This is a genomic window from Paraburkholderia sp. JPY465, assembly GCF_050436725.1.
GTDB lineage: Bacteria > Pseudomonadota > Gammaproteobacteria > Burkholderiales > Burkholderiaceae > Paraburkholderia > Paraburkholderia youngii.
Window position 1 is genome coordinate 555,252 of the sequence record NZ_JBNDMT010000002.1, and the last position, 26,864, is coordinate 582,115.

General features: G+C 64.7%; 20 protein-coding genes and 1 pseudogene. 12 read left to right on the forward strand and 9 right to left on the reverse strand.

Annotated features, from left to right (window positions below; genetic code table 11):
* Positions 1-19: 19 nt before the first annotated feature.
* Positions 20-2,284: a CHAT domain-containing protein gene (locus QFZ94_RS04650; protein ID WP_429455737.1), complete on the reverse strand. Its 2,265-nt coding sequence runs from the start codon at positions 2,282-2,284 to the stop codon at positions 20-22.
* Between the two features lie 275 nt (positions 2,285-2,559).
* On the opposite strand from QFZ94_RS04650, the gene QFZ94_RS04655 reads away from it, so the two are divergent.
* The 4 genes from QFZ94_RS04655 (at position 2,560) to QFZ94_RS04670 (ending at position 7,742) form a co-directional block, all read left to right on the forward strand.
* Positions 2,560-4,542, forward strand: a complete 1,983-nt coding sequence (locus tag QFZ94_RS04655; RefSeq protein ID WP_429455738.1) for a protein kinase domain-containing protein — start codon at positions 2,560-2,562, stop codon at positions 4,540-4,542.
* A 37-nt stretch (positions 4,543-4,579) separates the two neighbouring features.
* Positions 4,580-6,334, forward strand: coding sequence for a murein transglycosylase A (gene mltA, locus QFZ94_RS04660; RefSeq protein ID WP_429455739.1), 1,755 nt, complete (start codon positions 4,580-4,582; stop codon positions 6,332-6,334).
* A 115-nt stretch (positions 6,335-6,449) separates the two neighbouring features.
* On the forward strand, positions 6,450-7,064 hold the full coding sequence (locus QFZ94_RS04665; RefSeq protein ID WP_429455740.1) for a transglycosylase SLT domain-containing protein: 615 nt from the start codon (positions 6,450-6,452) through the stop codon (positions 7,062-7,064).
* A gap of 84 nt (positions 7,065-7,148) precedes the next feature.
* Positions 7,149-7,742, forward strand: coding sequence for a ParB-like protein (locus QFZ94_RS04670; RefSeq protein WP_368581706.1), 594 nt, complete (start codon positions 7,149-7,151; stop codon positions 7,740-7,742).
* Positions 7,743-7,756: 14 nt separating this feature from the next.
* Here QFZ94_RS04670 and tssJ read toward each other — a convergent pair whose 3' ends face one another.
* The 3 genes and pseudogenes from tssJ to tssF all read right to left on the reverse strand — a co-directional run.
* Entirely contained in the window at positions 7,757-8,278 is a 522-nt protein-coding gene (tssJ, locus tag QFZ94_RS04675; RefSeq protein ID WP_429455741.1) for a type VI secretion system lipoprotein TssJ, read from the reverse strand.
* A 35-nt stretch (positions 8,279-8,313) separates the two neighbouring features.
* Positions 8,314-9,438, reverse strand: coding sequence for a type VI secretion system baseplate subunit TssG (gene tssG / locus QFZ94_RS04680; protein ID WP_429455742.1), 1,125 nt, complete (start codon positions 9,436-9,438; stop codon positions 8,314-8,316).
* A pseudogene (gene tssF, locus QFZ94_RS04685) lies at positions 9,435-10,496 on the reverse strand (type VI secretion system baseplate subunit TssF); the annotation flags it as partial. The gene tssG and the pseudogene tssF, both read right to left, overlap by 4 nt.
* Here tssF and tssH point away from each other — a divergent pair.
* On the forward strand, positions 10,431-13,043 hold the full coding sequence (gene tssH, locus QFZ94_RS04690; protein WP_429457705.1) for a type VI secretion system ATPase TssH: 2,613 nt from the start codon (positions 10,431-10,433) through the stop codon (positions 13,041-13,043). The pseudogene tssF and the gene tssH overlap by 66 nt on opposite strands.
* A gap of 14 nt (positions 13,044-13,057) precedes the next feature.
* Positions 13,058-13,483 (forward strand): type VI secretion system baseplate subunit TssE, encoded by a 426-nt coding sequence (tssE, locus tag QFZ94_RS04695; protein WP_429455743.1) that lies wholly within the window; start codon positions 13,058-13,060, stop codon positions 13,481-13,483.
* A 355-nt stretch (positions 13,484-13,838) separates the two neighbouring features.
* Here the strand turns inward: tssE and QFZ94_RS04700 are convergent, their stop codons facing one another.
* Positions 13,839-14,138, reverse strand: coding sequence for a hypothetical protein (locus tag QFZ94_RS04700; RefSeq protein WP_429455744.1), 300 nt, complete (start codon positions 14,136-14,138; stop codon positions 13,839-13,841).
* Between the two features lie 691 nt (positions 14,139-14,829).
* Here QFZ94_RS04700 and QFZ94_RS04705 point away from each other — a divergent pair.
* From QFZ94_RS04705 to QFZ94_RS04715, 3 genes are all read left to right on the forward strand, one after another.
* A complete protein-coding gene (locus QFZ94_RS04705) occupies positions 14,830-16,122 on the forward strand; it encodes a cation:proton antiporter (protein ID WP_429455745.1) in 1,293 nt (430 codons plus the stop codon).
* 413 nt (positions 16,123-16,535) lie between these two features.
* The gene (locus tag QFZ94_RS04710) at positions 16,536-16,814 is read left to right on the forward strand and encodes a DUF1488 family protein (RefSeq protein WP_368587156.1); all 279 of its coding nucleotides are present in this window, start codon (positions 16,536-16,538) and stop codon (positions 16,812-16,814) included.
* A 19-nt stretch (positions 16,815-16,833) separates the two neighbouring features.
* On the forward strand, positions 16,834-17,625 hold the full coding sequence (locus tag QFZ94_RS04715; RefSeq protein ID WP_429455746.1) for a phosphate/phosphite/phosphonate ABC transporter substrate-binding protein: 792 nt from the start codon (positions 16,834-16,836) through the stop codon (positions 17,623-17,625).
* Between the two features lie 33 nt (positions 17,626-17,658).
* Here QFZ94_RS04715 and QFZ94_RS04720 read toward each other — a convergent pair whose 3' ends face one another.
* From QFZ94_RS04720 to QFZ94_RS04735, 4 genes are read right to left on the reverse strand one after another with little or no spacing between them, the layout of a single operon-like run.
* The gene (locus tag QFZ94_RS04720) at positions 17,659-19,728 is read right to left on the reverse strand and encodes an acetyl/propionyl/methylcrotonyl-CoA carboxylase subunit alpha (RefSeq protein ID WP_368587158.1); all 2,070 of its coding nucleotides are present in this window, start codon (positions 19,726-19,728) and stop codon (positions 17,659-17,661) included.
* Positions 19,729-19,780: 52 nt separating this feature from the next.
* Positions 19,781-20,569 carry an enoyl-CoA hydratase/isomerase family protein gene (locus QFZ94_RS04725; protein ID WP_429455747.1) on the reverse strand — a complete coding sequence of 263 codons (789 nt, stop codon included), beginning with the start codon at positions 20,567-20,569 and terminating at the stop codon, positions 19,781-19,783.
* Between the two features lie 49 nt (positions 20,570-20,618).
* Positions 20,619-22,226, reverse strand: a complete 1,608-nt coding sequence (locus QFZ94_RS04730) for a carboxyl transferase domain-containing protein (protein ID WP_410849412.1) — start codon at positions 22,224-22,226, stop codon at positions 20,619-20,621.
* A 50-nt stretch (positions 22,227-22,276) separates the two neighbouring features.
* Positions 22,277-23,458 (reverse strand): isovaleryl-CoA dehydrogenase, encoded by a 1,182-nt coding sequence (locus QFZ94_RS04735; protein WP_429455748.1) that lies wholly within the window; start codon positions 23,456-23,458, stop codon positions 22,277-22,279.
* Positions 23,459-23,705: 247 nt separating this feature from the next.
* Between QFZ94_RS04735 and QFZ94_RS04740 the strand changes: the two genes are divergently transcribed.
* From QFZ94_RS04740 to QFZ94_RS04750, 3 genes are all read left to right on the forward strand, one after another.
* Entirely contained in the window at positions 23,706-24,443 is a 738-nt protein-coding gene (locus QFZ94_RS04740) for a TetR/AcrR family transcriptional regulator (RefSeq protein WP_410849499.1), read from the forward strand.
* A gap of 39 nt (positions 24,444-24,482) precedes the next feature.
* Positions 24,483-25,406 carry a DUF72 domain-containing protein gene (locus tag QFZ94_RS04745; RefSeq protein ID WP_429455749.1) on the forward strand — a complete coding sequence of 308 codons (924 nt, stop codon included), beginning with the start codon at positions 24,483-24,485 and terminating at the stop codon, positions 25,404-25,406.
* Positions 25,407-25,645: 239 nt separating this feature from the next.
* The gene (locus QFZ94_RS04750; protein WP_281374985.1) at positions 25,646-26,764 is read left to right on the forward strand and encodes a 3-deoxy-7-phosphoheptulonate synthase; all 1,119 of its coding nucleotides are present in this window, start codon (positions 25,646-25,648) and stop codon (positions 26,762-26,764) included.
* Positions 26,765-26,864: the final 100 nt, after the last annotated feature.

The following is a 26,864-nucleotide window of genomic DNA, read 5'->3' on the forward strand; positions in this document are numbered from 1 at the left end:
GGTCTAGGGTTGGTTGGGTTCATCCCTGTTGCTGACGCGCGATGGTCAAACGCCAGCCACCCATCAGATCGAATGGCGCCCAGAAGAACGGATGCGCGAAGCGCGGCGTGTGCAGAACCGCCAGTTGCGCGGTGCGCATCGCGTCGATCGCCTCATGGCCTTGCGCGAGTTGCGCGTAGAAGGTGCGCATCGTCAGCGCGCTCGATTCGTCGGCGACCGGCCACATCGACACGATCAGGCTGGTTGCGCCGGCATAGAAGAACGCCCGCGTGAAGCCGAGAATCTCGTCGCCGCGCGCGATCCGGCCGAGCCCGGTCTCGCAGGCCGACAGCGTGACGAGCGACACGTCGTTGAGCTTCAGGTTGTAGATGTCTTTCGCGAGCAGCGAGTCCGGGCCGTCGGCGGGCTGCGTCGCGGGCGCGAGCAGGATGCTCGAGTGCAACGGATCGATGGTGTCGGCCTGCGCGTGCGTCGCGACGTGCAGCACGCGTCCGGCGGGCGCGTTGTCGCGAAAGCTCAGGCGCGTGGCATCGCTATGCAGGAACACTTCGTTGCGCGCGAACAGCGGCGCAATACCCTGCACTTCCGCCTCGGCGCCCGGCAGCGCATAAGCAGGCGTGATGGTCGGATTGCCGAACGCGACCAGATCGCTCGCGATCTTCCGCTGGCGCTGAGCGAGTTGCACCGCGACGCTCGCCGAGGGTACGAGTGCGATCGCATGGCGTTCGATCAGAAAGCCGTCGGCATCGTGCAGAGCCTGAAAAGGCAGATAGTGCAGCGCGCCGTGCGGCACGATGATCAGCCGCTCGTTCGGGCGCAGGCCGAGCGGCGCGATCAGCAACGCGTCGAGCTTGTCGCCGTAGGTCAGCCCGGCCGGCCGCCGGCGCACGATCGCATTGCGCAGGTCGGTCACGGCGGCATCCATGTCCGCGCGCGCAATTGGCAACGTGTGGCCGGTCAGGCCATCGGCACGCACCACCCAGACGATCAGCTCCTTGTCGAGACTGTGAAACTCCACGATCGCCTCGTTGGGCTCGAGCGCATTGCGCGTCGCGGCGAGGCTCGGCACCTGCCCGTTCAGTTGACGGTCGTCGACGCCGGTATCGACGCGATTGCGCACCACGTCGAGCAGCGCACGCGCCCGGCTGCGTTCGGATAGATCCCAGGCAATCGCGTAGTCGCCGGTTTCGACCGTCAGCGCGATCGCCTGTTCGAAGACCGTTTGCGTGTCGCCGAACAGCGCCGTCTTGAACTCGTCGCTGCGAAACCGCGCGCGGATTTTCTCGGAGTCGTCGACGGCGAGCAGGTAGGCTTCGCGCGCATTCGCCTTGTCACCGAGCGCGAGGTCGGCGCGGCCGATGCCTTCGTGAGCCCACAGACGGTCGTAGTTGGCGTCGCTGGAATTGCCGCTTTCGCTCAACAGCGTTTCGAACGCGTGTTTCGCCTCCTCGGGCTTGCCTTCGGCCAGCAGCAGATTGCCTTCGATGCGCCGGTAGGCGGGTGCTAGCTCCGCGGTGGCCGGGGCGCCGACCGCGTCGAAGGTTTGGCGCGCGCCGAGCGTATCGCCCTCGGCAAGCTGCGCGTTGATGATCGACATCAGCACCAGCGGCTTGTAGCGCGGCGACGCGGTCGTCAGCGCGTCTTCGTAGGCGGCCAGCGCCTGCTGCGGCTTGCCCCGGCGCAACGCGACATCGCCGAGCACCTTGTTGGCCGGAGCAAAGACCTGCTCGGGCGCCTTCGGCGTGGAAGCTAGCGCATCGCGGGCATAGCGTTCGGCGTTGTCGAGGTCGCCGGCATAGCTGTAGGCGATCGCGAGGTCGCGTTTGGACAGGGCCGCCAGATCCTCATTGTTGGTCTGCCCGGCCACCACCAGCGCGCGCGCCGCGGCATCGACGCTGTCGCGGAAGTCGCCGCGCTCGGCGGCCGCGACGGACATGCTGCAATAGTCGTAGGCAGGGAGTTTGACGCGGTCACGCGACAACAGCAGACGCCCTTCGGACGTCAACGTGTTGATCGTTTCGGCGTCGCGTTCGCGTTCGTCGGCCTGACGAAAGGCGAACGACTCGGGCGCGAGGGCCACGCCGCTCGCGGGCCGCGCCGCGGCGGCGGACGGGCCGGCGGCCAGCGAATTGCCCGCCGCGCCCAGCAGTATCGAGCCAATCACGAGCGCGCCCGTGATCCACGCGGCATCGATCCGGAGTGCCCGTGCAATGACCGCACGCCGCGAATCGCGTTGCACGACGCTGTGTGCCATCCCGCTCGATAGGCCTTGGCGCTCGTTCACTTTAACTTCCTGCAAGAAGGCAAAAGGAAGCGGCTGGGATGGAATGCGCGTACAACCCGCAAGCTGCACGCAGCGATTGACTAACACCGTATAGACGAATTCGGCCCGCCGATTTTGAAACTGGCGGCCGCACGCGGACCAATGCCAGCGCGCGGGCCGGCCCGATTTCAAAAAATGGCTCGCTCGCTCGTCTTAAGGATGGACGCGCCTGCGCGTGAGGGTGGCGCTCGCATGTGCCGGGCTCAGCCGTCGTACCCTCCAGGGAGCCAAAGCCGATGAGCAGCCCCGACGACAAAACCGTGATCGTGCAACAGGCGTCCGGACCGGACGGCCAGCAGAACCCCGCCGATGCGGCGGGCGCCGATCGTACAGTCGTCCTCCGCCCCGCCGCGCAGGGTTCGAACGCGCAACATGCGCTGCCCGCCGGCACCCGGCTCGGCGAGTTCGAGATCGTCGATCTGATTGGCGAAGGCGGCTTCGGCATCGTCTATCTCGCCTACGATACCCAGCTAGGACGTCACGTCGCGCTGAAGGAATACATTCCCGCCGCGCTCGCCACGCGCGTCGGCGCGGCCGAAGTATCGGTCCGCTCGGAACGTCATGAAGACACTTTCCGCGCCGGCCTGAAAAGCTTCATCAACGAAGCGCGGCTGCTCGCCCGCTTCGATCATCATTCGCTCGTCAAGGTGTACCGGTTCTGGGAGGCCAACGGCACCGCGTACATGGTGATGCCGTATTACGAGGGCGTGACGCTGCGCGACGGCTTGCGCCGCATGAGCGCCCCACCCGATGAAGCCTGGCTGCGCGCGCTGCTTGCGCCGCTGCTCGAAGCGCTGGCGGTGTTGCATGCGGCGCAGTGCTATCACCGCGACATCGCGCCGGACAACATCATGCTGCTCAAGGGCAGCGGCCGCCCCGTGCTGCTGGACTTCGGCGCGGCGCGGCGCGTGATCGGCGACATGACCCAGGCCTTGACCGTGATCCTGAAGCCGGGCTATGCGCCGGTCGAGCAATATGCCGAAGTGGCGGCGTTGAAACAGGGGCCGTGGACCGATGTGTACGCACTCGCCGCGGTCATCTATTTCGCGATTCAGGGCAAGACACCGCCGCCTTCCGTCGGCAGGCTGATGAGCGACACGTATGTACCGCTCGCCACAGCCGCGGCCGGCCGGTATAGCGAGCGGTTCCTGCGCGCGATCGATCATGCGCTCGCGGTACGCCCCGAAGATCGCCCGCAAAGCGTTCAGGCGCTGGCGGACGAACTGGGCATTGCCATCGATACGCGGGATGACGCGGATGCGGCGATCGAACCCAACACGCGCGTTTCGGTCGAGACAGCGAGTACCGCTGCGCCGCGAACGGCGCCAGCCGCCACTGTCGAGGCGAAGCGCGATGAGCCAGCCGCGGCGGCCGTTCCTGCACCAGCCGGTAGTCAACGGAAGCGCACGGGATTGATCGCGGCAGGTGCTCTTTGCGTCGTGGCCCTCGCGGGGATCGGTACGTGGTTTGCGATGCGTACACCACCGGCCGCGAGCCCGGCTGTCACTGCAAGCACGAATGCGCACGACACGGCTTCGCCGAAGCCGGCCGAGACTCCAGCGCAGACGTCTGGCAATGCCGCTCCAAATCCGGCCGCCGTTGCTGCTGTTGCCCCCATTGCGCCGGCTCCTCCTTCGCCTGTCACGATTACCGCGCCCGCCACACCACCCGAACAAGCCGACAATCTCGCACCCTTCACCCCCGCCAGCGAACTCGAGCGAATCGTGACGCTGGCCGATCCGTCGATTCAGGTTACCGCCACCCCGGGCAGAACGTCCGCCACGATCGGCAAGGACTATCTGCAGTTCAAACTCGACAGCAACCGTGCGGGCTACGTGTATGTGTTCATGGTCGATCCGGACGGTCAGTACCTGATGTTGTTTCCGAACGGACTCGATCGCAACAACCGGATCGCCGCCGGTCAGACGCTGTCGTTGCCGCGCGCCAGTTGGCCGATGCTGGCGGGCAACCCGCCGGGTCCCAATCACTTCCTGACGCTGGTGTCGACGACGCCGCGCGATTTTTCCGACGGCGGACTGAAGTCCGCGGCGCCGTTCCAGTCGTTCCCCGCTGATGCCCAGCAGCAGGCGGCCCCGCGCCGCGGCCCGCATTATTCGCCGTTCGCGGGCAAGCCGCGTTGCCCGGCAGGCACCGCGGATTGCGCCGGCGCGTTCGGCGCCGCCACGTTCACCATCGATGCCGTCAAGCCGCGCGGCTAGCGCTCCCGACGTTTGAGATGGTTCGCAAGGAGGCCGCATGCAAAGGGCTCAGCTTCTCCTGCTTGCGCTGACAGCCACGCTCGCGGCTTGCGCGGGCAACACGCGCGCGACCAGCGTGATCCTGGGGGACGCGAGCCATGCAGGGGCATCGCCGGTCGAGCAGGTTGCGCCAACGGCGCAGGCATCGCGAACCGCGCCGCCAACCGTACCAGCTGCTACGCCCGCTCCCGCAACGACACAAGCGACGGCACCGGGCACCTCCACCGGCTCCGGTAACCCGCGCCCCAGGACCGAGTCGAGCGGCGGCTTCGCGACGCGCCACGCCTACTACGAGCCGACCGCTTTCGCCGATCTCCCCGGCTGGGATACGGACGACGTCACCGCGTCGTGGGAAGCGTTTCGCCGCAGTTGCACCGTGCTCGGCGCGCGCAGCGGCTGGTCGGAGCCGTGCAATGCTGCGCGAGCCGTGGACGTTGGCAACGTCGCGGCGATCCGGCGTTTCTTCGAAACGTATTTCAACGCGTACCAGATCCGCAATCCCGACCGTTCGCTCGACGGCACGATGACCGGCTACTATGAGCCGCTGCTCAACGGCAGCCAGCAGTACGGCGGCGCCTACCTTTATCCGGTCTACGGCACGCCGGCCGACATGCTCTACCTCGATGCGCGGCGCTTGCCGGACCGCGCGCGCGGCGGCGTGAGCGCGGCGCGCATCGATGGACGTAACGTGATCCCGCTCAGCGATGCAACGACTGGCGACCTCAAGGGCGTCTACGCGCTGGACCTGCGCGATAGCGTGCCGGATATCCGCGACAAGAAGATCCGGCTGCGGCTCGACGGCGGGCGCATCGTGCCGTACTACACCCGCGCCGAGATCGAGCGCGGCACACTGAAGGCGCCGATCCTCGCGTATGTCGACGACCCGGTGATGCTCTACTCGATGCAGTTGCAAGGTGCGGGCAAGGTCCGCATGAGCGACGGCTCGATTCGCCGCTTCGCCTATGCGGAACAGAACGGCCGACCGTTCCTGCCGCCGCTCGCGCGCAACGGCAACGCGACGGCCGGCGCGCGCAAGCTCGTCGTGCGTGGCATGGAGATGGAGGTCGACGTCAGCGACGACCGCGCGGCCGCCGCGAGCAACAACGGCAACGCAACGGCTGCCGACGGCGACGACGAACCGACCTCACCGTTGCTGCGCGGTTTCACACTGGCGACGACCACGCCAGCGAATGCAGGCGCGATCAGGCCGGCGGTCTCGGGCTCCACTGGCGGGCACGCTGCCGGCAATGCGGCTGGAGCCGGAACCAATGCACAAACGTCGAATGCGCCGAAACCTCACCCTGTGTTCGCGATTTCCGATCCGAGCTATGTGTTCTTTCGTGCGATTCCCGATTCGCCGAACGGTCCGCTGGGCGCGCTGGGCGTGCCGCTGTCGGCGGGCCGCTCGGTGGCCGTCGATCCGCGCACCACGCCGCTCGGCGCGCCGGTATTCGTGTCCACGCGTGACGATCCTCAGGCACCCGGTGCGATCAACCGCCTGATGCTCGCGCAGGACTCGGGCGGCGCGATTCAGGGCGCCGTCAGAGCGGACTATTTCTACGGCTTCGGTCAAACCGCGCAGACCCAGGCGAGCCACACCAAAGAGCGGCTGCGCATGTGGGTGCTGCTGCCCAAAGGCTTGCGCATCGCCGCGCAGCAGACATCGTTGAAAACGCGCGGCGGTGCGCCTGCCCCATCCGATGCGGATTGTCTGGTCAGCGATCCGGTGCTGTGTGTGGACGATGCGCCGTAGGCATCCTCGACGGTGCGCGCGGCGCTAGAACACCCTCCAGATCTTCAGGATCTTTACACCATTTTTACGCGCACTACTGATCTTTTTTGAAGACTTCGACGATATCGTCTTTACAGTGCTTGCATCCGGGCTCATCCCTGATCATATGCACGCACCAAACCATGCCGTTGCCAAAGCACGTTGGAGATACACATTATTGCGGCTTGCTTTAATGACGACGGCCCTCGCACTTTGCAGTCTGTTGCACTACGCCAAGGCGCAAACATCCGGTGGCCGCGAGGCGACGGAGGCTCATCCTGTGTCGAGTCCCGACGACATCGTCGCCGCGCTGCGCGCGCAATTTCGCCTATCGACTGCCGATTCGTTGAAGATTGCACAAGCCGTCCTCACCGAAGCGGACCGCTATTCGATGTCGCCTGTTCTGCTGTTGTCGGTGATGGCTGTCGAATCCGGCTTCGACCCGCGCGCGGTGAGCGCGGCCGGTGCCCACGGACTGATGCAGATATTGCCCGCCGCCCATCCGCAGGCATTCGCCAGTGTCGAGGAACTCGACGATCCCATCGTCAATATCCGCATCGGCTCGTCGATATTGCGCGATTACCTCGATGCCTCTGGGGGCGACGTCAACGCCGCGCTGTGGCGGTACAGCGGGGGCGGAAAGGGCTATGCGCGCCGCGTGGTCGTCCGTATGCAGCGTTTTGCTCTATTGCTGCGTACGCAAAAGGAATAACGGCCCGCGCTTCGGTCGTCAACCGCTCGCCTTCGGGGCATGAAATATGCGTAGACCGTCGTGCATCCGTATTGGGAGACCGGCATGGACACGCGGCAAATCGAAGAACTGCGTCCGACGCAGATGACCCACGGCGCGCGCGAGGTGCGGGAAAAAGCGCGCCAATACCGATCGCTGAGCGGCCATGACCTGCAAATGGCCATAGCCGAAAAGCCGATACCGATCGTCTGCGGACCGAAAGGCATACCGTTCGCGATCGATCATCACCATGTGGCGGCGGCGCTGTGGCAGGTTGGCGTGCGCTCGGTTCCGGTCGTGCTGGTGCGGGATCTTTCCTCGTACACGTGGGCGTCGTTCTGGCTCAGCATGGAAAACGAACGATGGACCTTTCCGTATGATGCGCAAGGGGTGCGCCGGCCTTTCTCCGACCTGGCGCAGCACGTCTGGGAACTGAAAGACGACGAATATCGAAGCCTCGCGGCAGCGGTCCGCGATGCCGGCGGCTATGAAAAAACCAATGTCCCGCTGGAAGAATTTCGCTGGGCCGACTTCTTCCGCGCGATGTTGCCGCGGCCCGATAGCGACGAAAAGTTCTCGGCTTTGCTCAAGGAAGCCTTGAAGCTGGCAAAGAGCGACTTGGCATTGGGACTGCCGGGCTATCTCGGTCGAAAGGATTGAGCCGGTGGCTCAACTCAATCGTGAGCCACACTGCCCGCCGTCACCAGAAACTGATCCATCAACGAGATCTTCAACGGCTTATTCGCGTCGAGCTTCTTCTTCGCGATCACATACTTCCAGCCATCCCCGTCGCCGGGGTTGCGATAGAACGCGACGACCGCCACATAGTTCGTATCGGCGTGCATCGGTTGCGACAGGCTCGCCGACGCCCCCGGATTCAGCACCGATGCCATGCTAGCCTGCAAATCCTGGGCGAGCAGCGTGCGGTCGTTCTTTAGAAGATCCTCGTACGACGCGCCATCGAACACCTTGCGGTCCTTCAACTGATACACGCGCACCGCGACCGATGTCGCGCGACCGGCGTCGTCGGGGTTCAGCGCTTCGCGCGCGGACAGATCGACGTCGAGCACCTTGATCTGCTTGAAAAACACCGCATGATATGCGCTCGACGACGCGTCCGACACGGCTTGCCATGCGCCGCACGCCGACAGCAGCCCAATGGCCGCAACAGTGGAAACGATAGAACGAAGATTCATCAATAGTCCTTTGGGCGCGTCGTTCATCACGCGGATCAAGTCAGGTACGGATTGGCCGCGGGCTTCGGAAACGCTTGATAAACCCCGAGCGCGACGTTGATCAGGCGTTCGCTCATGGCGGGCAGCACGGTGGTCCAGCCGAGCCGCGGCGCGGGTCCGGCCGATTCCCCGTGGATCGCGGGCAGCGGTGCGACGCGCGACGACATTTCCATATGCAGATGCACGTCGGCCTTCACCCCGACATATAACTGCACGAACGCCATCAACTCGCGATGCAGCCACGCACCCGGCAACAGATCGTGCGCCTGGGCGGCATCGGCCGGGCGCAGGGTCACACGCACCGCCCGGCTGCGATACGCAAGCCGCTTGCCGAGCACATAGCCGCCGCCGAGGCCGCGGCGCGCGCCGTTGTCGTTGGTCGCACCAGCACGAGCGGCCAACGCCGTCAGCGGTTGCGGCTTGCCGACGCGCGCGGGCGCGGGAAAGAACTCATCCACCCGTACATCGACGCCCGGTACCGCGAGCGCGATCACGCCCGCGAGCCCTTCGGGTGTGCGCGTACGCTGGATCAACAGGCCGAGCAACGCGAGCATCCGCGAATCGGGCAAGCCTGCACGTTGCGGCTTGTCGCCCCAGCCGAAGCCGGCGAGGCACAGCAGATTGCGCGAATGCGCATCGCTGCCGCCCGCGCGAAAACTCTCCGGATAGCGGTACTTCTTCCACGCGCGATACAGCAGCGTGACGAAACGGTGATTGAACTGATCGAGAAAGGCTTCGACCACTTCGTGCCCTTCTTCGCGCAGCACGATCTCATCGATCATGTGCGACGGCATCGCCGCGTCGACGCCGTAGAGTCCCATGAAGGTCGTGCGAACAGTCGGCGGCGCGAAAGCGACGAAGGAGTCCGGATCATCGTCGAATTCGACCGCGGCGATCTCGCCCGCCGGAAAACCGGTGCGCGCGCGTGGCCGGAAGCGTACCGGTTCGTGCGCAGGGGTATCGCGCGTGCCGAAGCCTGCATGCTGCGGAACCCGCAATTCGAGCAGCCGGCACAGCTGCATGAAGTTCATCCGCGGCGCGCGCGCGAGCAGCGCGGCGACGAGCGGGTCGAGATTCGGCGGTTCGTTGTGCGCCTCGAAAGCGTTCGCGTATGCACTCATAACGGAGCCCGTTGCGCCTTGCTGCGCGGCCAATCGGTGCGGGTCTGCGATGGCAGGCTCACGATCGATAGCTTCGTGAACAGATTGATCTCCGCATACAGCGCGAAAAAGCGTTGCAGCAATTCGCCGAACAGCATCACGTCGCCCTCGCCCGCGAACGCGTGCGAATCGAGTGTCACCTCGATATGCACGCCGCGCTCGACCGAGCCGCCGGCCACCTCCTCGACTAACTCCTGCGACACCCACAGAATGCCCGCGAGGCGGCGGCGGTTCAGTTCGTCGCTGGTCCAGTCATATAGCGCGAGCGCGCCGCGCAGCACTTCCGCGTTCATCATCGACAGGAAATTCGGCGCGAGATGCGATAGCACACGCCACTGGAAGCGGTCGCCGGTCGGCGGATAGAGCGGCAGCGTCGGCGCGACGAGATTGTTCACGCCGGAGAGGTTCGGCGTGCTCGTCACCAACTCGGCGATGCTCGCTTCGCGCAGGCCCTTGCGTGGCAGCATGCCGTTCGTGCCGGTTACGCGCAGCGACAGGCTTTCCTCGGGCAGCGTATGCATCGTCTCCCAGGCGTGACCGCCGAGCACGACCCACGTCTCATGCAGACCCGCGACGCCGGGCCGCACGCGCGCGTGGAAGTAGCGCTCGGGCGCCTCGTGCCGCAGCATGCCGCCACGATGCCGGAACGTCGCGAACGGCACGTACTCGTAGCGCTCGGCGGTGTCATGATCGAACGCCTCGATCGCATCGACCGAATAGGTCTCGACGTGCTCGCCCTGATGACCAGCGGGCAACACGCGGTATTCGGTTTCGTGATGATCGATCTCGATCGGCTCGGCATCGAGTTCGAACAGGTTGATCACCGGCGTGCAGAAAAGCCGCACGTTTTCCGCGCTGAATCGCTGCTCGGACGGATACGCGCGCTTCAGAACGATCTCCAGTTCGAAGCGCGTCGAGTTGTCCGGCAGCTTCGTCACGTCGAGTCCGCACAGATCGACGAACAGGAATTTCTCGCGGAACGTGAAGTATTCGAGCAGCAACTGGAAGCCGGCGACGGCGACATCCCCGCTATCGTGCGGCATTACACGATCGACATCGGCGCGCTGTGGGATGCGCTGCTCGGTGCAATCGATCGTCTGCCGCGCAATCTGCGCGGCAAGCCCGCGCTGTCGCCGCAGCTAGCGGCACTGCTTGCGGATGCATGGTTTCACGCGTCTTCGGAGAGCGACCGCGCGCGAATCCGCTCCGGAAATCTGTTGCAGGCGATCGTCGATACGCCCCATATACTGCGCGCGCAGCATGCGTGGCCATTGCTTGCCGTCAGCAGCGCGCAAATTGAGCGTTTGCTGCCGCGAATTGCGCATCAGTCGTGTGAAAGTGACATCGAAATCGAAAGCGGAAGCGAAGATGACGAACGGCAACCCAAGCGGCCGCAACCTTCGGCGACCGCCTCGGTGGCGAACGTCGTCTCTCGCACAACGGAGGCAACACCTGCCAGCGCCGACGCCCTCGCCCGCTTCGCGCTCGATCTGACCGACAAGGCGCGCCGCGGCGACATCGATCCGGTATTCGGGCGCGACCGCGAGATCCAGCAGATGGTCGACGTGCTCGCGCGCCGTCGCAAGAACAATCCGATTCTCGTCGGTGAGCCGGGTGTCGGCAAGACCGCGCTCGTCGAAGGGCTCGCGTTGCGAGTCGTCGATGGCAGTGTGCCGAACGTGATCCGCGACGTGCGCATCCTCACGCTCGATCTCGGCTTGCTGCAAGCGGGCGCCGGCGTAAAGGGCGAATTCGAGCAACGCCTGAAGAACGTGATCGACGAGGTTCAGGCTTCGGCCGTGCCGATCCTGCTGTTCATCGACGAAGCTCACACGCTGATCGGCGCCGGCAATGCCGCGGGCGGCGCCGACGCCGCGAACCTGCTGAAGCCCGCGCTCGCGCGCGGCGAATTGCGCACGATCGCGGCGACCACTTGGTCCGAATACAAGCAATTCTTCGAGCGCGACGCCGCGCTGGAACGCCGCTTCCAGATCATCAAAGTCGACGAACCCGACGACGACGCGGCCTGCCTGATGCTACGCGGTCTGAAAGCCCGCTACGCCCAGTACCATCACGTGCACATTCGCGACGAAGCACTGATCGCCGCGGTCAAGCTGTCGCGTCGCTACATACCCGCACGGCAGTTGCCGGACAAGGCCGTCGATCTGATCGACACCGCCGCTGCGCGCGTGCGCATGGGGCTCGACGCACCGCCGGCCGAGTTGCAACGCGCGCGTGCCGTTGCCGCCGCGCTGCAGCTCGAACACGCGACGCTCGCAGACGACGAACGCGCCGGCATCGACGACGGCGAAGCACGCCGCGGCGCGCTGGGCGCCGCGCTCGCGAACGCGAAGACCGAACGCGCGGCGCTGCAGGCACGCTACGAACAGGAACTCGAGCTCGTCCAAACGCTGCATCGCCAACGCGATAGCGACGCTGTCACGCGAGATCCCACCGCGTTCGCGCAGGCACGTCGCGCACTCACGACCGCACAAGGCAAGGCCCCGTTGATCTTTGCGGACGTCGACGCCCGGGCGATCGCACGTGTCGTCTCTGAATGGACCGGTGTGCCGGTTGGCAGCCTCGTCGAAGACGAACTGCAAAGCCTGCTGACGCTGGAAACGCAGCTCGCGACACGCGTCGTCGCGCAGCACGACGCACTCGCCGCGCTGTCCGAAAGCCTGCGCACCGCCAAGGCGGGGCTCAAGAATGAACATGCGCCGCTCGGCGTGTTTCTGCTTGTTGGGCCATCGGGCGTCGGCAAGACCGAAACTGCGCTCGCGCTCGCCGATCTGCTGTTCGGCGGTGAAGCCGCGCTGACGACGATCAATATGTCTGAGTATCAGGAGTCGCACACGGTCTCACAACTGAAGGGCTCGCCGCCCGGCTATGTCGGCTATGGACGCGGCGGCATTCTGACGGAGGCGGTGAGGCAGCGTCCGTATAGTGTCGTGCTGCTGGACGAAGTCGAAAAAGCGCACCGCGATGTACTCGACATGTTTTATCAGGTGTTCGATCGCGGCATGATGCGCGACGGGGAGGGGCGCGAGATCGACTTTCGCAACTGCGTGATCCTGATGACGTCCAATCTCGGCAGTGCGCAAATCGATGAGACGACCGCGGAAAACCCCGGCGTCTCGCACAACGAACTGCTCGAAGCGATTCATCCGCAGCTCGTCGGCCACTTTCAACCGGCGCTGCTCGCGCGCTTCCAGACGCTCGTGTATCGCCCTCTCGATGCGAGCGCGCTGGCCTCGATCGTGCGCCTGAAGCTCGCTAAAGTCGCGCAGCGTCTACACCGCCAGCACGGCGTCGAACTGAGCTGCGACGAAGCGCTGATCGATGCGATGGCCGAGCTGTGTCTCGCGCGCGATTCGGGCGCGCGCAATGTCGATGCGTTCCTGAATCAGCGCATTCTGCCGACGGTATCGCGCGAACTGCTCGCGCGGATGGCATGCGGAATCGCTCCCGCCAGGATCTTGCTGACCGGTTCCCCCGAAGGCAATCTGACGATCGATATTGTCGATCGCGAAGAAGCCGTTGCTGAGCATTCAGCGCACGGCTGACGGTGCGCCACTCGATGCCAGCTGGGCCGTCCCTCTACGACATGCTGCTCGGCCAGATCGGCGGCAAGCCGCTCGACGCCTACGACGACCGCACGCTCGAATGCCTGAGCGTGCAGCAGAACGTGCAGCGCATTCTGAACACGCGCGCGGGCGCGTTGAAGCACCTGCCCGACTACGGTCTGCCGGACATGACGAACATCTACAAGGCGTTGCCGTCGTCGGCGCACGCGCTGAAGCAGCAGATGGAAGCGACACTGCTTAAATACGAACCCCGTATTCGCGCTATCGACATCGACATCCTCGAGAACGATGATCCGGGCGTGCTGGTCAGTTTCGAAATGACGTGTCATTTGAAGAAGGCCGGGCTCGTGCGCTTCGGCACGTATTTCGAGCCGCCAGGGCGGCTGCATGTACGACGGCGGATGCGGGGGCGCGGGTAATCAATGCTACGCGCATCCGATTGAGACATTTGTTCACAACTACTAGGCGGACAACTCGCTATAGTGGGGAAGGTCGATCACGGGTCCGATCGACCTTCCCCGGACAGGCATTGAGTCGGTCCTTCGGCAGCCTCGATCGCGCTTCGCGTTCGAGGCTTTTTTCTTGTCTTTTCTCATGCCGATGTGGCAGTGCGTCGTCGAGCGCCCGCTATTTCAAATGGGCAAAAAAAATCCCGCACAGGGGGAGCGGGATTAAGACAACAGGACGCTGAGGAGACGGGCACGTCCTGCCTGGGACCCACACGCACCGCAGAGATACGCGCGGTTATCTCTTATTTCCACGCTTGCCACGGCCTCAGGCCGCCTTGCGCGCGAGGAGGCCATCACCCATCACGCTCACCACATCGTCAACGACCCGAGTGGCGGCCGCGAATCCAGCCGCCAGTACTTCCCACAAATCGGTCGCCGAACGACCGGGCAGCGGACCGACGCGAAAAGCAGTCGACCACTCGCCGCCGATCAGCCGCGTCTTCAACGTAACGTTCGCCACGTACGTACGCCGCGCAGTGACACCGCCGACATGTGAACACGTATGCGTTGCGTGCAACGCGTTGACCACGATGTCGAATCCACGATAACGATAGGTTTGCTCCATACTCTTCTCCGTCTTCAGCCATTTCTACACAACAGCATTTCGCCATGTGTCGATGCTGCATCATTCTCGACTCGCAATTGTGAAAAATTGTCAGATCTTCGGCGGTTTTCGGTTAGGGCTTTCCCTGTTTTCGGCGTGCCAATTCCTGCGTCACACATGCGCAATAGTGATCTCATCGGACGACAAAAGCGGATTACAAGTGGATAACGCTAATTCAGATCCAATTGAGTAGACCGTGACGAATCAAGCCATGCGAAAGATCTCGAAATAAAAAAGCTATATCCCAAAATAAAGACCGGAACTCGCACGGCGCTTCAGTGGTCCGAACACTATCATTGCCCATCGTGGGCACCCTTCTGGCGGGCCTAGCCCCAACCGGTTCGCCGTCATCCGCTTGTGGTTCGATAAAGTACTTTGCGTCTGATCTCATCGTCCGTGGAGTTTGAATAAAGCGTCTGTAGCGGCACGTCGCTCTATCGCCAGCGGCAACGTTCGTGTCATTGCAGACCGTAGTTGGTTTATCGGATTGAATGAGCCTGAATAAGGAATTGCTGGTGAAACATCTCGCTGGTTCAATATCGCAATCGTGGCGACTTTCTCTGCCTGCCTGTCTTATGCCTCGTCGCGTAAGTCACCTCGCTGCGACGATGATCACGCGTTCGCGCCGCCGCGAAGCGTGGGAGCGTGCACGATGAGCGTCTTCCAGATTGCCGGCGCGCTGTTCGCCATCGTCGCGCTGTTCGGCGTGCTCAACTATCGGTTCATCAGGTTGCCCGACACGCTCGGCATCACCGCAGTCGGTCTCGTCGTCTGCGTCGGCATCTCGGCGCTCGGCTTCTACTATCCGGCGATGGCGATCGCCGCGCGCAAGATCGTCGTGCAGATCGATTTCGCCGACATCGTGTTTCACGGCCTGCTAAGCCTGCTGCTGTTCGCCGGCGCACTGCACGTCGATCTGTCGAAGATGCGCACGCAGCGGCGCGCGGTGCTGATGCTCGCGACGATCGGCGTATTGATTTCCATCGCGGTGGTCGGCTTCGGCTTTTACTACGCGGCGCAATGGCTCGGCCAACCGGTCAGCCTGCTGTGGTGCCTCGCGTTCGGCGCGCTGATCTCGCCGACCGATCCGATCGCGGTGCTCAGCGTGCTCAAGCGCGCCGCGGCGCCCGAAAGCCTCGAAACCAAGATCACCGGCGAATCGCTGTTCAACGACGGCACGGCCGTCGTCGCGTTCGTCACGCTGGTCGGACTCGCGACCAGTGCGAACGAGTTTTCCGCGGGCGCGATCGCATTCGATCTACTGCGCGAAGTCGCCGGCGCGCTCGTGCTCGGCGCGGCGCTCGGCTTCGGCGCGTCGCTGCTGCTGCGAGGCATCGACAGCTATCCAGTCGAGATCCTGATCACGCTCGCGCTCGCGACCGGCGGCTATAGTCTCGCCGAAGCGTTGCACGTGTCGGCGCCTCTGGCGGTCGTGATCATGGGGCTCGTGATCGGCAATCACGGCGCGTCGACATCGATGTCGGAGAAGACGCGCGAGCATCTGTTCAATTTCTGGGACCTGCTCGACGAGTTGCTCAATCTCGTGCTGTTCGGGCTGATCGGGCTCGAAATCATTGCGCTGTCGCTGCGCTTCGAGATCGTTTGGCTCGGGCTCGCGGCGATCCCGGTCGTGCTGTTCGCGCGCGGCGTCAGCGTCGCGATTCCGCTGCTCGCGCTGCAGAAGTTCCGGCGGCTCAGTCCGCATTCGGCTGTGGTACTGACGTGGGGCGGTTTGCGCGGCGGCATCTCGATTGCACTCGCGCTGTCGCTGCCCGAGTTTCACGGACGCGAAATGTTCATCGGCGTCACGTATCTGGTCGTCGTGTTCAGCCTGCTGATTCAAGCAACGACCTTGGGTCCGCTGATCCGCCGGCTCAATTTCTCGGGCGCAAACGTAACCCAGCCAGCCGCGCCGAATTCATCGCCTGCACAAAACGCGCGCTAATCGTAAAGTGGATACCTGCGCGGATCTACACCGCGAGGTTGGTGGGAAAATCCCAAAGACAGTCCGAGACCGGCGCGAGCAGTTCGCGCGCCGATTTCAACGTTAGATTGGAGCCCCCGATTTAAGCGTCTTCTGAGCAATGCCCGCCGTGGTTCCGATCCGCGGCGGTCCACCACGAGGCAGGACCGATGGCGAGGCGAATCGCCGCAGTCTTCCTCCGGCCACGGTTCACGCCGCGGCCCTGGCTCGGGCTTGAACGAGTCCGCCGCCAGTTTCTGGCTTACTTTCCGCCAGTTTCCGGACCGTCGCGCCTGCCGCGGCGCCGGGCATTTGGCCGTCAATGCCGGTTCTCCCACATACCTGGCAGGCGCGGTTTGTCATCCTGTCGATTCAGGCGTTGGAAGGAGTTCGCCATGTCGGTCTATGTCGATGAGGGGTTTCGGCCCTGTGTGACGGAATGCGCGACGGTCGCGTTCCGGGTGTGCTGCGACGAGCGCGCGCAGGTTTTTGAAGTCAGCGCCGACGCGCTGGTCGAGTTCTGCGGCGCTGAGAGCCGTCGCAAGGAGGACCTGCTGGTCGCGTTCGAGGATGCGCAGGACGAGATTCTTTCGGTCGCCGCGCAGCGCTGGCAGTACACGCCGAGCGAGCCGGTGCGGCTCGGTCTGGACGATTTCAAATTGGTCAGACATTAGGCGTGCGAGAAACGCCTTCATGAGCTGGATCGCCGCCCTGCCGATGTACAACGTGACACCCGCGCTCGACCTCGAATGGCGCGGTTGGCTCGACGACGTGCTGCGCCGGGTCAAGCCCGGGTGCCGCATCGTCGAACCGGACGAGGAATTGCACGGCTTCTGGCGGCGCCCGAACCTGCTGATCTCGCAGACCTGCGGTTATCCGCTGATGCACGGGCTGCACGCACAGGTCCAATTGGTCGCGACACCCTGCTTCGATGCGCCCGGCTGCGACGGCGCGCATTACTCGAGCGTACTGGTCACGCGCGCCGACGCGCGCTTCGACTCACTCGCCTCGTGCCGCGGCGCGCGCGCCGCCTACAACCAGGACGACTCGAACAGCGGCATGAACGCGTTTCGCCACGCGGTCGCGCCGCTCGCTCGCGCCGGCATGTTCTTCGGCTCCGTACTGCGCACGGGCTCGCATCTCGGCTCGCTGCGCGCGGTCGCTGACAATCGCGCGGACGTCGCCGCGATCGACTGCGTGACTTTCGCCTTCGTGGGCGATGTGCTGCCCGAGCTGGCGCGGCGCGTGCGCGCGATCGGCATGACCGCTGCCTCCCCGGGCTTGCCGCTGATCGCCGCGGCCAATGTGCCGCCGGCCACGATCGCCGCGCTGCGCGATGCATTGAACGAGACGCTGAGCATCCGCCCCGAGCGAGCGAAACGCCTGCGTTTGAGAGGTTTTTCGGCGCTGCCGCTGACCGACTACGCGCGCATCGGCGAACTCGAAAGCGAGGCGCGCGCGGCGGGCTACGCGCGGCTCGCCTGATTCACGCCGTCGCTCATCTTCCACTCGGCGCGCTCATTCAGCCGCCGGCTGCACGTCCAGCACCAGCAGCTGTGCGCCGTCGGCGACCTGATCACCGACCGAATACAGCACCTCGGCGACGGTGCCGGCAGCCGGCGCGCCGATCGTATGCTCCATCTTCATCGCTTCCATCACGATCAGCGGCGCGCCCTTTTCGACCACCGCGCCCGGTTCGACCAGCACCGCGATCACCTTGCCCGGCATCGGCGCGGTCAGACGGCCTTCGCCGTGCTCGGCATCCGCGGCATGCGCGAGCAGGTTCTGCCATTCGAATGCGAGCGTCTCGCCGTGGCAGAACACGTGGAACCTGTCGCCGTCGACGAATACGCGCCCCGTCACGCGCGCATCGCCGATCGTCGCGCGGAATTCGTGGGCGCCCGTGCCGACCGACCAGCTGAAGTCCTCGCGCACGCCGTCGTGTTCGAGGGTTTGCACGAGTGCTTGCGTGTCCCCGTTGCGCGCGAAAACGACTGTGAACGACTCGGGGCTGTCGTCGTTGGCGCGGTCGTCGATCACGCGCCAGCCGAGCGTTTGCGTGTAACCGCTATTGAGCCGCCAGTGCGACAGCGCGTCCCACGGTGACGCGCCGTGCGCGGTGCCGCCCTCGCGCGTCAGCAACGCGGCGCACGCGAGCGCGAGCGCTTCCTTGAACGGCTTCTGTGCCGGCGCGAACAGCGCGTCGTGATGACGCTCGATCAAACCGGTGTCGAGATCGCCGCTCGCGAACGGTTCGCTCGCGACGATGCGCCGCAGAAACTCGACGTTCGTATGCGGCCCGACCACCTCGCACGCATGCAACGCGCGGGAGAGGCGCGCCAACGCCTCCTCGCGCGTCGCGCCGTGCACGATCAGCTTCGCGATCATCGGATCGTAGAACGGCGTGATCGTGTCGCCCTCGCGCACGCCGCTGTCGATGCGCACCGGCGCCTTGCGTCCCGGCTCGCCGAGTCCGGCCGCGTCGATCGCGAACTCGACACCTTCGGGCATGCGCAGATGCTTGAGCATGCCGGTGGACGGCAGGAAACCGCGCGCCGGATGCTCGGCGTAGATGCGCGCCTCGATCGCGTGGCCGTCGAGCTTCAACTGCTGCTGCGTGAGCGGCAGCGCCTCGCCCGCGGCAACGCGCAGCTGCCATTCGACGAGGTCCTGCCCTGTCACCATCTCGGTGACCGGATGCTCGACCTGCAGCCGCGTGTTCATCTCCATGAAATAGAACTCGCCGGTCGGCGTCATGATGAACTCGACCGTACCCGCGCCGACGTAATTGACCGCGCGCGCGGCAGCCACGGCCGCTTCGCCCATCGCACGTTTGACCTCGGCCGACAGCCCCGGCGCGGGCGCTTCCTCGAGCACTTTTTGATGCCGCCGCTGCACCGAGCAATCGCGGTCGAACAGATAGACGGCGCCACCGTGCCGATCGGCGAATACCTGGACTTCGACGTGCCGCGGCCGCGTCAGATACTTCTCGATCAGCACGCGATCGTTGCCGAAGCTGCTCGCCGCCTCGCGCTTGCACGACAGCAGCGCGGCCGCGAAGTCCGCGCTGCGCTCGACCACCCGCATGCCCTTGCCGCCGCCGCCCGCGCTAGCTTTCAGCAGCACCGGATAGCCGATCGCGTCGGCCTCGCCCTGCAACAACTGCGGCTCCTGGTCGTCGCCGTGATAGCCGGGCACGAGCGGCACCGCGGCAGCGTGCATCAGCGCCTTCGCGGCGGCCTTCGAGCCCATCGCGGCAATCGCTTCGACCGGCGGTCCGATAAAGACGATGCCGGCTGCTTCGCACGCATGCGCGAAGTCTTCGTTTTCGGAAAGAAAGCCGTAGCCCGGATGCACGGCCTGCGCGCCGGTCGCGCGCGCGGCTTCGATGATGCGTTCGATGCGCAGATAGCTTTGCGCCGCCGTCGAGCCGCCGATATGCACTGCTTCGTCGCAGGCGGCGACGTGTTTCGCGTTGGCGTCGGCGTCCGAATAGACGGCCACGCTCGCGATGCCGAGCCGCTTGCAGGTCGCCGCGACGCGGCACGCAATCTCACCCCGGTTGGCGATCAGGATCTTGTTGAACATGAGTGTCTCGATGAAATAGGCGGTACGGGGCGGTTGTTGTCAGCGGGGCATGTCAGTGGCGCCAGCCCGGCGTGCGCTTTTCGAGGAACGACGCAACGCCTTCGCGGCCTTCGGTGCCGGCTCGCGTCTTCGCAATCCGCACTGCCGTGTCCTCGATCAGCGCGTCGCTCAATTCGCGGCCCGCGATGTCCTGCACGAGCCGCTTGCAGGCGCGCACCGCTTGCGGGCCGTTCGCGCAAAGCGTCTGCGCGCGCTGCGCGACCGTTGCGTCGAGCTGCTCGGCACTGGAGACCACTTCGCTGACCAGACCCAGCCGCAAAGCGGTCGCGCAGTCGAACGCCTCGGCGGTGACGAAGTAGCGCCGCGACGCCTGCTCGCCGAGCGCGCGAATCACGTACGGCGCGATCGTCGCGGGAATCAGCCCGAGCCGCGCTTCGGACAGGCAGAAGTGCGCGCTGTCGAGCGCGACGACGATGTCGCACGCGGCTATCAGGCCCATCCCGCCCGCGTACGCGTCGCCATTCACGCGCGCGATCACCGGCTTGTTGCAGCGATATACCGCCGACAGCATGCCCGCGAGACGCATCGCATCGGCGCGGTTCTCGTCGTCCGAGTAGCCGGACATTTTCTTCATCCAGTTCAGGTCGGCGCCCGCACAGAACGCCTTGCCGTTCGCGGCTAGCACGACCGCGCGCACGTCGTCGCGCGTGTCGAGCGCGGTGAATGCGGCAGTCAGCTCGGTGATCATCGTCTCGTTGAACGCGTTGCGCACGTCCGGACGATTGAGCGTGACGGTCGCGATCTGGCCGGCAACCTCGACTTTCAGCGTTTCGTATTGCATGCGTTGCACTCCTTTGGCTGGCTCTCTCGCCGCGCGGCGCCGCGCGCCGTCACATTCTGAATACGCCGAAGCGCGTGTCTTCGATCGGCGCATTCATCGCCGCCGACAGGCCAAGGCCGAGCACGTCGCGGGTCTGCGCCGGGTCGATCACGCCGTCGTCCCACAACCGCGCGCTCGCGTAGTACGGATGCCCCTGATGCTCGTATTGCTCGCGAATCGGCTGCTTGAACGCCTCTTCTTCCTCCGCGCTCCAGGTGCCGCCCTTCGCTTCGATGCCGTCGCGCTTGACCGTGGCGAGCACCGACGCCGCCTGCTCGCCACCCATCACCGAGATGCGCGCGTTCGGCCACATCCACAGAAAGCGCGGCGAATACGCACGGCCGCACATCCCATAGTTGCCCGCGCCGAACGAGCCGCCGATGATCACCGTGAACTTCGGCACCTTCGCGGTCGCAACGGCCGTCACCATCTTCGCGCCGTTCCGCGCGATGCCTTCGTTTTCGTACTTGCGGCCGACCATGAAGCCGGTGATGTTCTGCAGGAACACGAGCGGAATCTTGCGCTGGCAGCACAGCTCGATGAAGTGCGTGCCCTTTAACGCCGACTCCGAAAACAGAATGCCGTTGTTCGCGACGATGCCGACCGGATGCCCCCAGATATGCGCGAAGCCCGTCACGAGCGTCGTGCCGTAGCGCGCCTTGAATTCGTCGAACGCCGAATCGTCGACGATGCGCGCGATCACCTCGCGGATATCGAACGGCTTGCGCGTATCGACCGGAATCACGCCGTAGATGCTGTGCGTGTCGTAGCGCGGCGGCTTCGGCTCCTGCAACGCGAGCGGCGCCGGCTTCACGCGATTCAGATTGCCGACGATGCTGCGCGCGATCCCGAGCGCATGCGCATCGTTCTGCGCGAGATGATCGACAACGCCCGACAGACGCGTATGCACGTCACCGCCGCCGAGATCTTCGGCGCTGACCACTTCACCGGTCGCGGCTTTGACGAGCGGCGGGCCGCCGAGAAAAATCGTCCCCTGGTTCTTCACGATGATCGACTCGTCGCTCATCGCCGGCACATACGCGCCGCCCGCGGTGCACGAGCCCATCACGACCGCGATCTGCGGAATGCCCGCCGCCGACAGATTCGCCTGGTTGTAGAAGATCCGGCCGAAGTGATCGCGGTCGGGAAACACATCGTCCTGATTCGGCAGATTCGCGCCGCCCGAGTCGACGAGGTACACGCACGGCAGGCGGTTCTCACTGGCGATTTCCTGCGCGCGCACATGCTTCTTCACGGTGACCGGGTAGTAGGTGCCGCCCTTCACGGTCGCGTCGTTGCAGACGATCACGCACTCCTGCCCCGCGATGCGGCCGATGCCGGTGATCACGCCCGCGCCCGGCGCGTCGTCGTTGTACATGCCGTATGCGGCCAGCTGCGACAGTTCGAGGAAAGGCGTGCCCGGATCGAGCAGGTACGCGATCCGGTCACGCGGCAGCAGCTTGCCGCGGCCCGTGTGCTTGTCGCGCGCGGCCTGGCCACCGCCCTGCGCGAGCTGCTCGATCTTCGCGCGCAGATCGGCGACCAGCGCTTCGAGCGCCGCCGCGTTCGCGCGGAAGTCGTCCGAGCGCGGGTTCAGTTTTGATTCGATGATCGGCATGACGTGGCTTCTCCAAAGTGCCGCCTGTTGTTAGGGCTCACGCGCATGCGTCACAGCGTTTCGGCAAACAGCTCCCGGCCGATCAGCATGCGACGGATCTCGCTCGTGCCCGCGCCGATTTCATAGAGCTTCGCATCGCGCCACAGACGGCCGACCGGATACTCGTTGATATAACCGTTGCCGCCGAGAATCTGGATCGCCTCGCCGGCCATCCACGTGGCTTTCTCCGCCGTGTACAGGATCACGCCCGCGCAGTCCTTACGGACCTGGCGCACGTGGTCGTTGCCGAGCGTGTCGAGTTGGCGGCCCACCGCGTACAGATACGCGCGGCATGCCTGCAAGGTCGTGTACAGATCGGCGACCTTGCCCTGGATCAGCTGGAACTCGCCGATCGACTGGCCGAACTGCTTGCGGTCGTGGATATACGGCACCACCGCGTCCATCACCGCGACCATGATGCCGGTGGGACCGCCCGCGAGCACCGCGCGCTCGTAGTCGAGACCGCTCATCAGCACTTTGACGCCGCCATTCAATGCCCCAAGGATGTTTTCCTCCGGCACTTCGACGTCCTGGAACACCAGCTCGCCGGTGTGCGAGCCGCGCATGCCGAGCTTGTCGAGCTTCTGCGCGACCGAGAAACCCTTCATGCCCTTCTCGACGATGAACGCGGTAATGCCGCGCGAATTCGCTTCGGGATCGGTCTTCGCATAGACGACCAGCGTGTCGCAGTCGGGGCCGTTGGTGATCCACATCTTGGTGCCGTTCAGCACGTAGCGATCGCCCTTCTTCGCGGCGCGCAGCTTCATGCTGACCACGTCCGAGCCTGCGTTCGGCTCGCTCATCGCAAGCGCGCCGACGTGCTCGCCCGATACGAGCTTCGGCAGATACTTGCGCTTTTGCGCTTCGGTGCCGTTGCGATGAATCTGGTTCACGCACAGATTCGAATGCGCGCCGTACGACAGGCCGACCGATGCCGACGCCCGCGAGATTTCTTCCATCGCGACCATGTGCGCGGTGTAGCCCATGTTCGCGCCGCCGTACTCTTCGGAAACCGTCATGCCGAGCACGCCGAGGTCGCCGAACTTGCGCCACAGGTCCATCGGAAACTGATCGGTGCGATCGATTTCTCCGGCGCGCGGCGCGATTTCTTTGGCGGCGAACGACGCAATGCTGTCGCGCAGCATTTCGATCTCTTCGCCGAGCGGGAACTGCAAACCGGGCAGATTGGGCATTGCGGTGTCTCCTGAGTTCGTGAGCGGCCGCTGACGGAACGCGAAGCGGCACGCGAAAACATGTCATGGCGCATTTCACGCCAGATTGACGTAAGCGTCAATAGGTATTTTTGAGTTTTACTCAGAAAATTTGCAAACACGCGCCAGCACGCCTATTCGGTGCTACGATCGCGTTAATCGGGCATATACGCGGCATTCGAACGCCGGTTTTCCCCCAATGTGCATCGAAAATCTGAATCTGACTCATATGACGGTTGCCGAGAAGGCCGGATTACCTGTCTCGCGTCGCCAGCCGGCCGGACGCAAGTCGCAGCAGCGCGTGAAGGAGATACTTCAGGCGGGACGCGACGTGTTTTCCGAAAAGGGCTACGAACGCGCGACGACCGCGGAAATCGCACAGCGCCTCGGCATTTCCGAGGCGACGGTGTTCAGCTACTTTCGCGGCAAGCGCGAGTTGTGCGCCCGGGTCATCGGCGATTGGTACGACGAGATCATCGACGCGATCGAAGCGGGCCTGCCGCGCGACGGCGACGTGCGCCAGCAGTTCGCTTTCATTGTGCGCATGCATCTGCGTCTGATGCTCGTAAACGGCACCGACCTGTGCGCACTCGTGCTGTCCGAAGGTCGCGCGCGGCATCACGAACTGGCCGAAGCGCTGACCGAGTTGCAGCGCCGCTACACCGCGCCGTTGATGCGCGTGCTCGCGCAAGGCCAGCAAAGCGGCGAAATCCGCGCCGACATGCCACTGCGACTGTTGCGCTCGATGGTGTTCGGCCCGATGGAACACGTGCTGTGGGACGCGACGCTCGCGAACCGGCAGATCGATATCGAGGCCACCGCCGATCAGCTGATCGACGTGCTGTGGGCCGCGCTGACGCCCCCCGATCTTGCGCTCAGTGCATTGCAGCGTTTTCGCGTGGAAGTGGCGGCGGCGAGCCGCCGTTTCGACGAAGCCAGCGCCGCGCACCGCGAAAAAAGCGGCTAATCTACGAGCTTTCCCGCCGCAGCCCGAAGGAGAGCCCAAGTGCCCGCAGCGAAAAGCGCGAAGGAAAGCAGCAAGCAAAGCAACAAGTCCGGCGAAGAACGCGGCGGCAAGCCGAAAGCCGCAACGAAAGCGCCAACGAAAAAATCAACCGAAGCGCCGTCGAAGTCCGCCTCCGCCGCACGCATTCGCATCGGCATCGGCGGCTGGACCTACGCGCCATGGCGCGGCCCGTTTTATCCGGCAGACCTCACGCAAAGCCGCGAACTCGAATATGCGAGCCGGCATCTGACGTCGATCGAAATCAACGGCACGTTCTATGGTTTGCAGAAACCGGCCAGCTACGAAAAGTGGTTTCAGGAGACCCCCGACGATTTCGTCTTCTCTCTGAAGGCGCCGCGTTACGCGACCAACCGCAAGGTGTTGGCCGATGCCGGCGACGCGATCGAGCGCTTCTTCGCAAGCGGCGTGCTGTTGCTCAAACAGAAGCTCGGACCGGTCAACTGGCAGTTCGCGCCGACCAAGAAATTCGACGCCGACGATTTCGAATGCTTTCTGAAGCTGCTTCCCGCGAGCATCGAAGGACAGAAGCTGCGGCATGCGGTGGAGGTTCGTCACGATTCGTTCAGGACACCGGAGTTCATCGCACTGGCGCGCAAGTACAAGGTCGCGGTCGTGCTCGCGGCCGACAGCGAGTACCCACAGATCGCCGACATCACCGCGCCGTTCGTGTACGCGCGCATCATGGGCACGAGCGAGAAGCAAGCCAAAGGTTATTCGACGAAAGAACTCGACGCATGGGCCGAACGCGTGCGCCAGCTCGCCGCGGGCACCACGCCGGACGATCTGCAAACCTGCGCCGAGCCGCCCGCGACAGCAGCGAAGCGCGACGTCTATCTGTATGTGATCAGCGGCTTCAAGGAGCGCAATCCTGCCGCCGCGATGGCGTTGATCAACAAGCTCTGAATCCGCCTGCCGCCAGGCCGGCGCGGGTGTCATAATCGCGCCAGCGCATCCGTGCGCGGTCGCGCCGGCGTCGTGTGAAGCCGACGCAAACACCTTGCGTCGAAGCTCGCGCGAGACACGCAGCCAGCCAGCCCGCACGGTCCACGTCAAACCCACGCAGCGCCCGCGCGCCCACGTCGCGGCGGCGCTCGCATAGTCAGGCGGCAAGACCGCCTTATCAACCGATTGCGGAGAACATCTTGAGCGCCCTCGACAATCCCCTGCACGATCAGGAAGTCGGCTCGGCCGACGCCACCCAGGACACCACGCGCATCGACGACGTGCGCATCGGCGCGGTCCGTCCGCTGATCTCGCCGGCGCTGCTGCAGGACGAACTGCCCGTGCCGCCCGCGGTGCAGACGCTGGTCGAGAAGACCCGCGTCGAAATCGCCGACATTCTGCACGGCCGCGACGACCGGCTCGTGATGATCGTCGGCCCCTGTTCGATTCACGACCACGACCAGGCGATCGAATACGCGCGCAAGCTGAAGGCCGCCGCCGATCACTACCGCGACGATCTGCTGATCGTGATGCGCGTGTACTTCGAGAAGCCGCGCACGACGGTGGGCTGGAAAGGCTATATCAACGATCCGCGTCTGGACGGCAGCTTCCGCATCAACGAAGGGCTGCGTCGCGCGCGGCAATTGCTGCTCGATATCAACGGTCTGGGTCTCGCCACCGCGACCGAATTCCTCGACCTGCTGAGCCCGCAATACATCGCCGATCTGATCGCGTGGGGTGCGATCGGCGCGCGCACGACCGAGAGCCAGAGTCATCGTCAGCTCGCGTCGGGACTGAGCTGCCCGATCGGTTTCAAGAACGGCACCGACGGCGGCGTGCAGATCGCCGCCGATGCGATCGTCGCGGCGCGTGCGAGCCACGCGTTCATGGGCATGACGAAAATGGGTATGGCCGCGATCTTCGAAACGCGCGGCAACGACGACGCGCACGTGATCCTGCGCGGCGGCAAGAAAGGACCGAACTACGACAGCGCGTCGGTGCAGGCGACCTGTGAAGCGCTGCGTTCAGCCGGTCTGCGCGAACAGGTGATGATCGACTGCTCGCATGCGAACTCGAACAAGTCGCATCTGCGGCAAATCGAGGTTGCGGACGATATCGCGCGGCAACTGTCGGCGCGCGAAGGCCGCATCATCGGTGTGATGCTCGAAAGTCATCTGGAAGAAGGCCGTCAGGATCTGAAGGCCGGTGTGCCGCTGCGTTACGGCGTGTCAATCACGGATGCCTGCGTGAGCTGGGCGCAGACCGAACCGGTGCTCGCCACCCTCGCCGAGGCAACCCGCAAGCGCCGCGCCGGCTGACAGCGCAACACACTAACCGCGCGACCGCGGTTCGGCGACAGCTCCGCTCGCGACCCGATCTGGACCGATCGAGGACGACAACGCCTGGTCCAAGGAACCA

Coding starts and splice junctions, on each gene's coding strand:
- QFZ94_RS04655 (WP_429455738.1), top strand. CDS start 2,560: ATGAGCAGCCCCGACGACAAAACCGTGATCGTGCAACAGGCGTCCGGA.
- mltA (WP_429455739.1), top strand. CDS start 4,580: ATGCAAAGGGCTCAGCTTCTCCTGCTTGCGCTGACAGCCACGCTCGCG.
- QFZ94_RS04670 (WP_368581706.1), top strand. CDS start 7,149: ATGGACACGCGGCAAATCGAAGAACTGCGTCCGACGCAGATGACCCAC.
- tssJ (WP_429455741.1), bottom strand. CDS start 8,278: ATGAATCTTCGTTCTATCGTTTCCACTGTTGCGGCCATTGGGCTGCTG.
- tssG (WP_429455742.1), bottom strand. CDS start 9,438: ATGAGTGCATACGCGAACGCTTTCGAGGCGCACAACGAACCGCCGAAT.
- tssE (WP_429455743.1), top strand. CDS start 13,058: ATGCCAGCTGGGCCGTCCCTCTACGACATGCTGCTCGGCCAGATCGGC.
- QFZ94_RS04700 (WP_429455744.1), bottom strand. CDS start 14,138: ATGGAGCAAACCTATCGTTATCGTGGATTCGACATCGTGGTCAACGCG.
- QFZ94_RS04705 (WP_429455745.1), top strand. CDS start 14,830: ATGAGCGTCTTCCAGATTGCCGGCGCGCTGTTCGCCATCGTCGCGCTG.
- QFZ94_RS04710 (WP_368587156.1), top strand. CDS start 16,536: ATGTCGGTCTATGTCGATGAGGGGTTTCGGCCCTGTGTGACGGAATGC.
- QFZ94_RS04715 (WP_429455746.1), top strand. CDS start 16,834: ATGAGCTGGATCGCCGCCCTGCCGATGTACAACGTGACACCCGCGCTC.
- QFZ94_RS04720 (WP_368587158.1), bottom strand. CDS start 19,728: ATGTTCAACAAGATCCTGATCGCCAACCGGGGTGAGATTGCGTGCCGC.
- QFZ94_RS04725 (WP_429455747.1), bottom strand. CDS start 20,569: ATGCAATACGAAACGCTGAAAGTCGAGGTTGCCGGCCAGATCGCGACC.
- QFZ94_RS04730 (WP_410849412.1), bottom strand. CDS start 22,226: ATGCCGATCATCGAATCAAAACTGAACCCGCGCTCGGACGACTTCCGC.
- QFZ94_RS04735 (WP_429455748.1), bottom strand. CDS start 23,458: ATGCCCAATCTGCCCGGTTTGCAGTTCCCGCTCGGCGAAGAGATCGAA.
- QFZ94_RS04740 (WP_410849499.1), top strand. CDS start 23,706: ATGACGGTTGCCGAGAAGGCCGGATTACCTGTCTCGCGTCGCCAGCCG.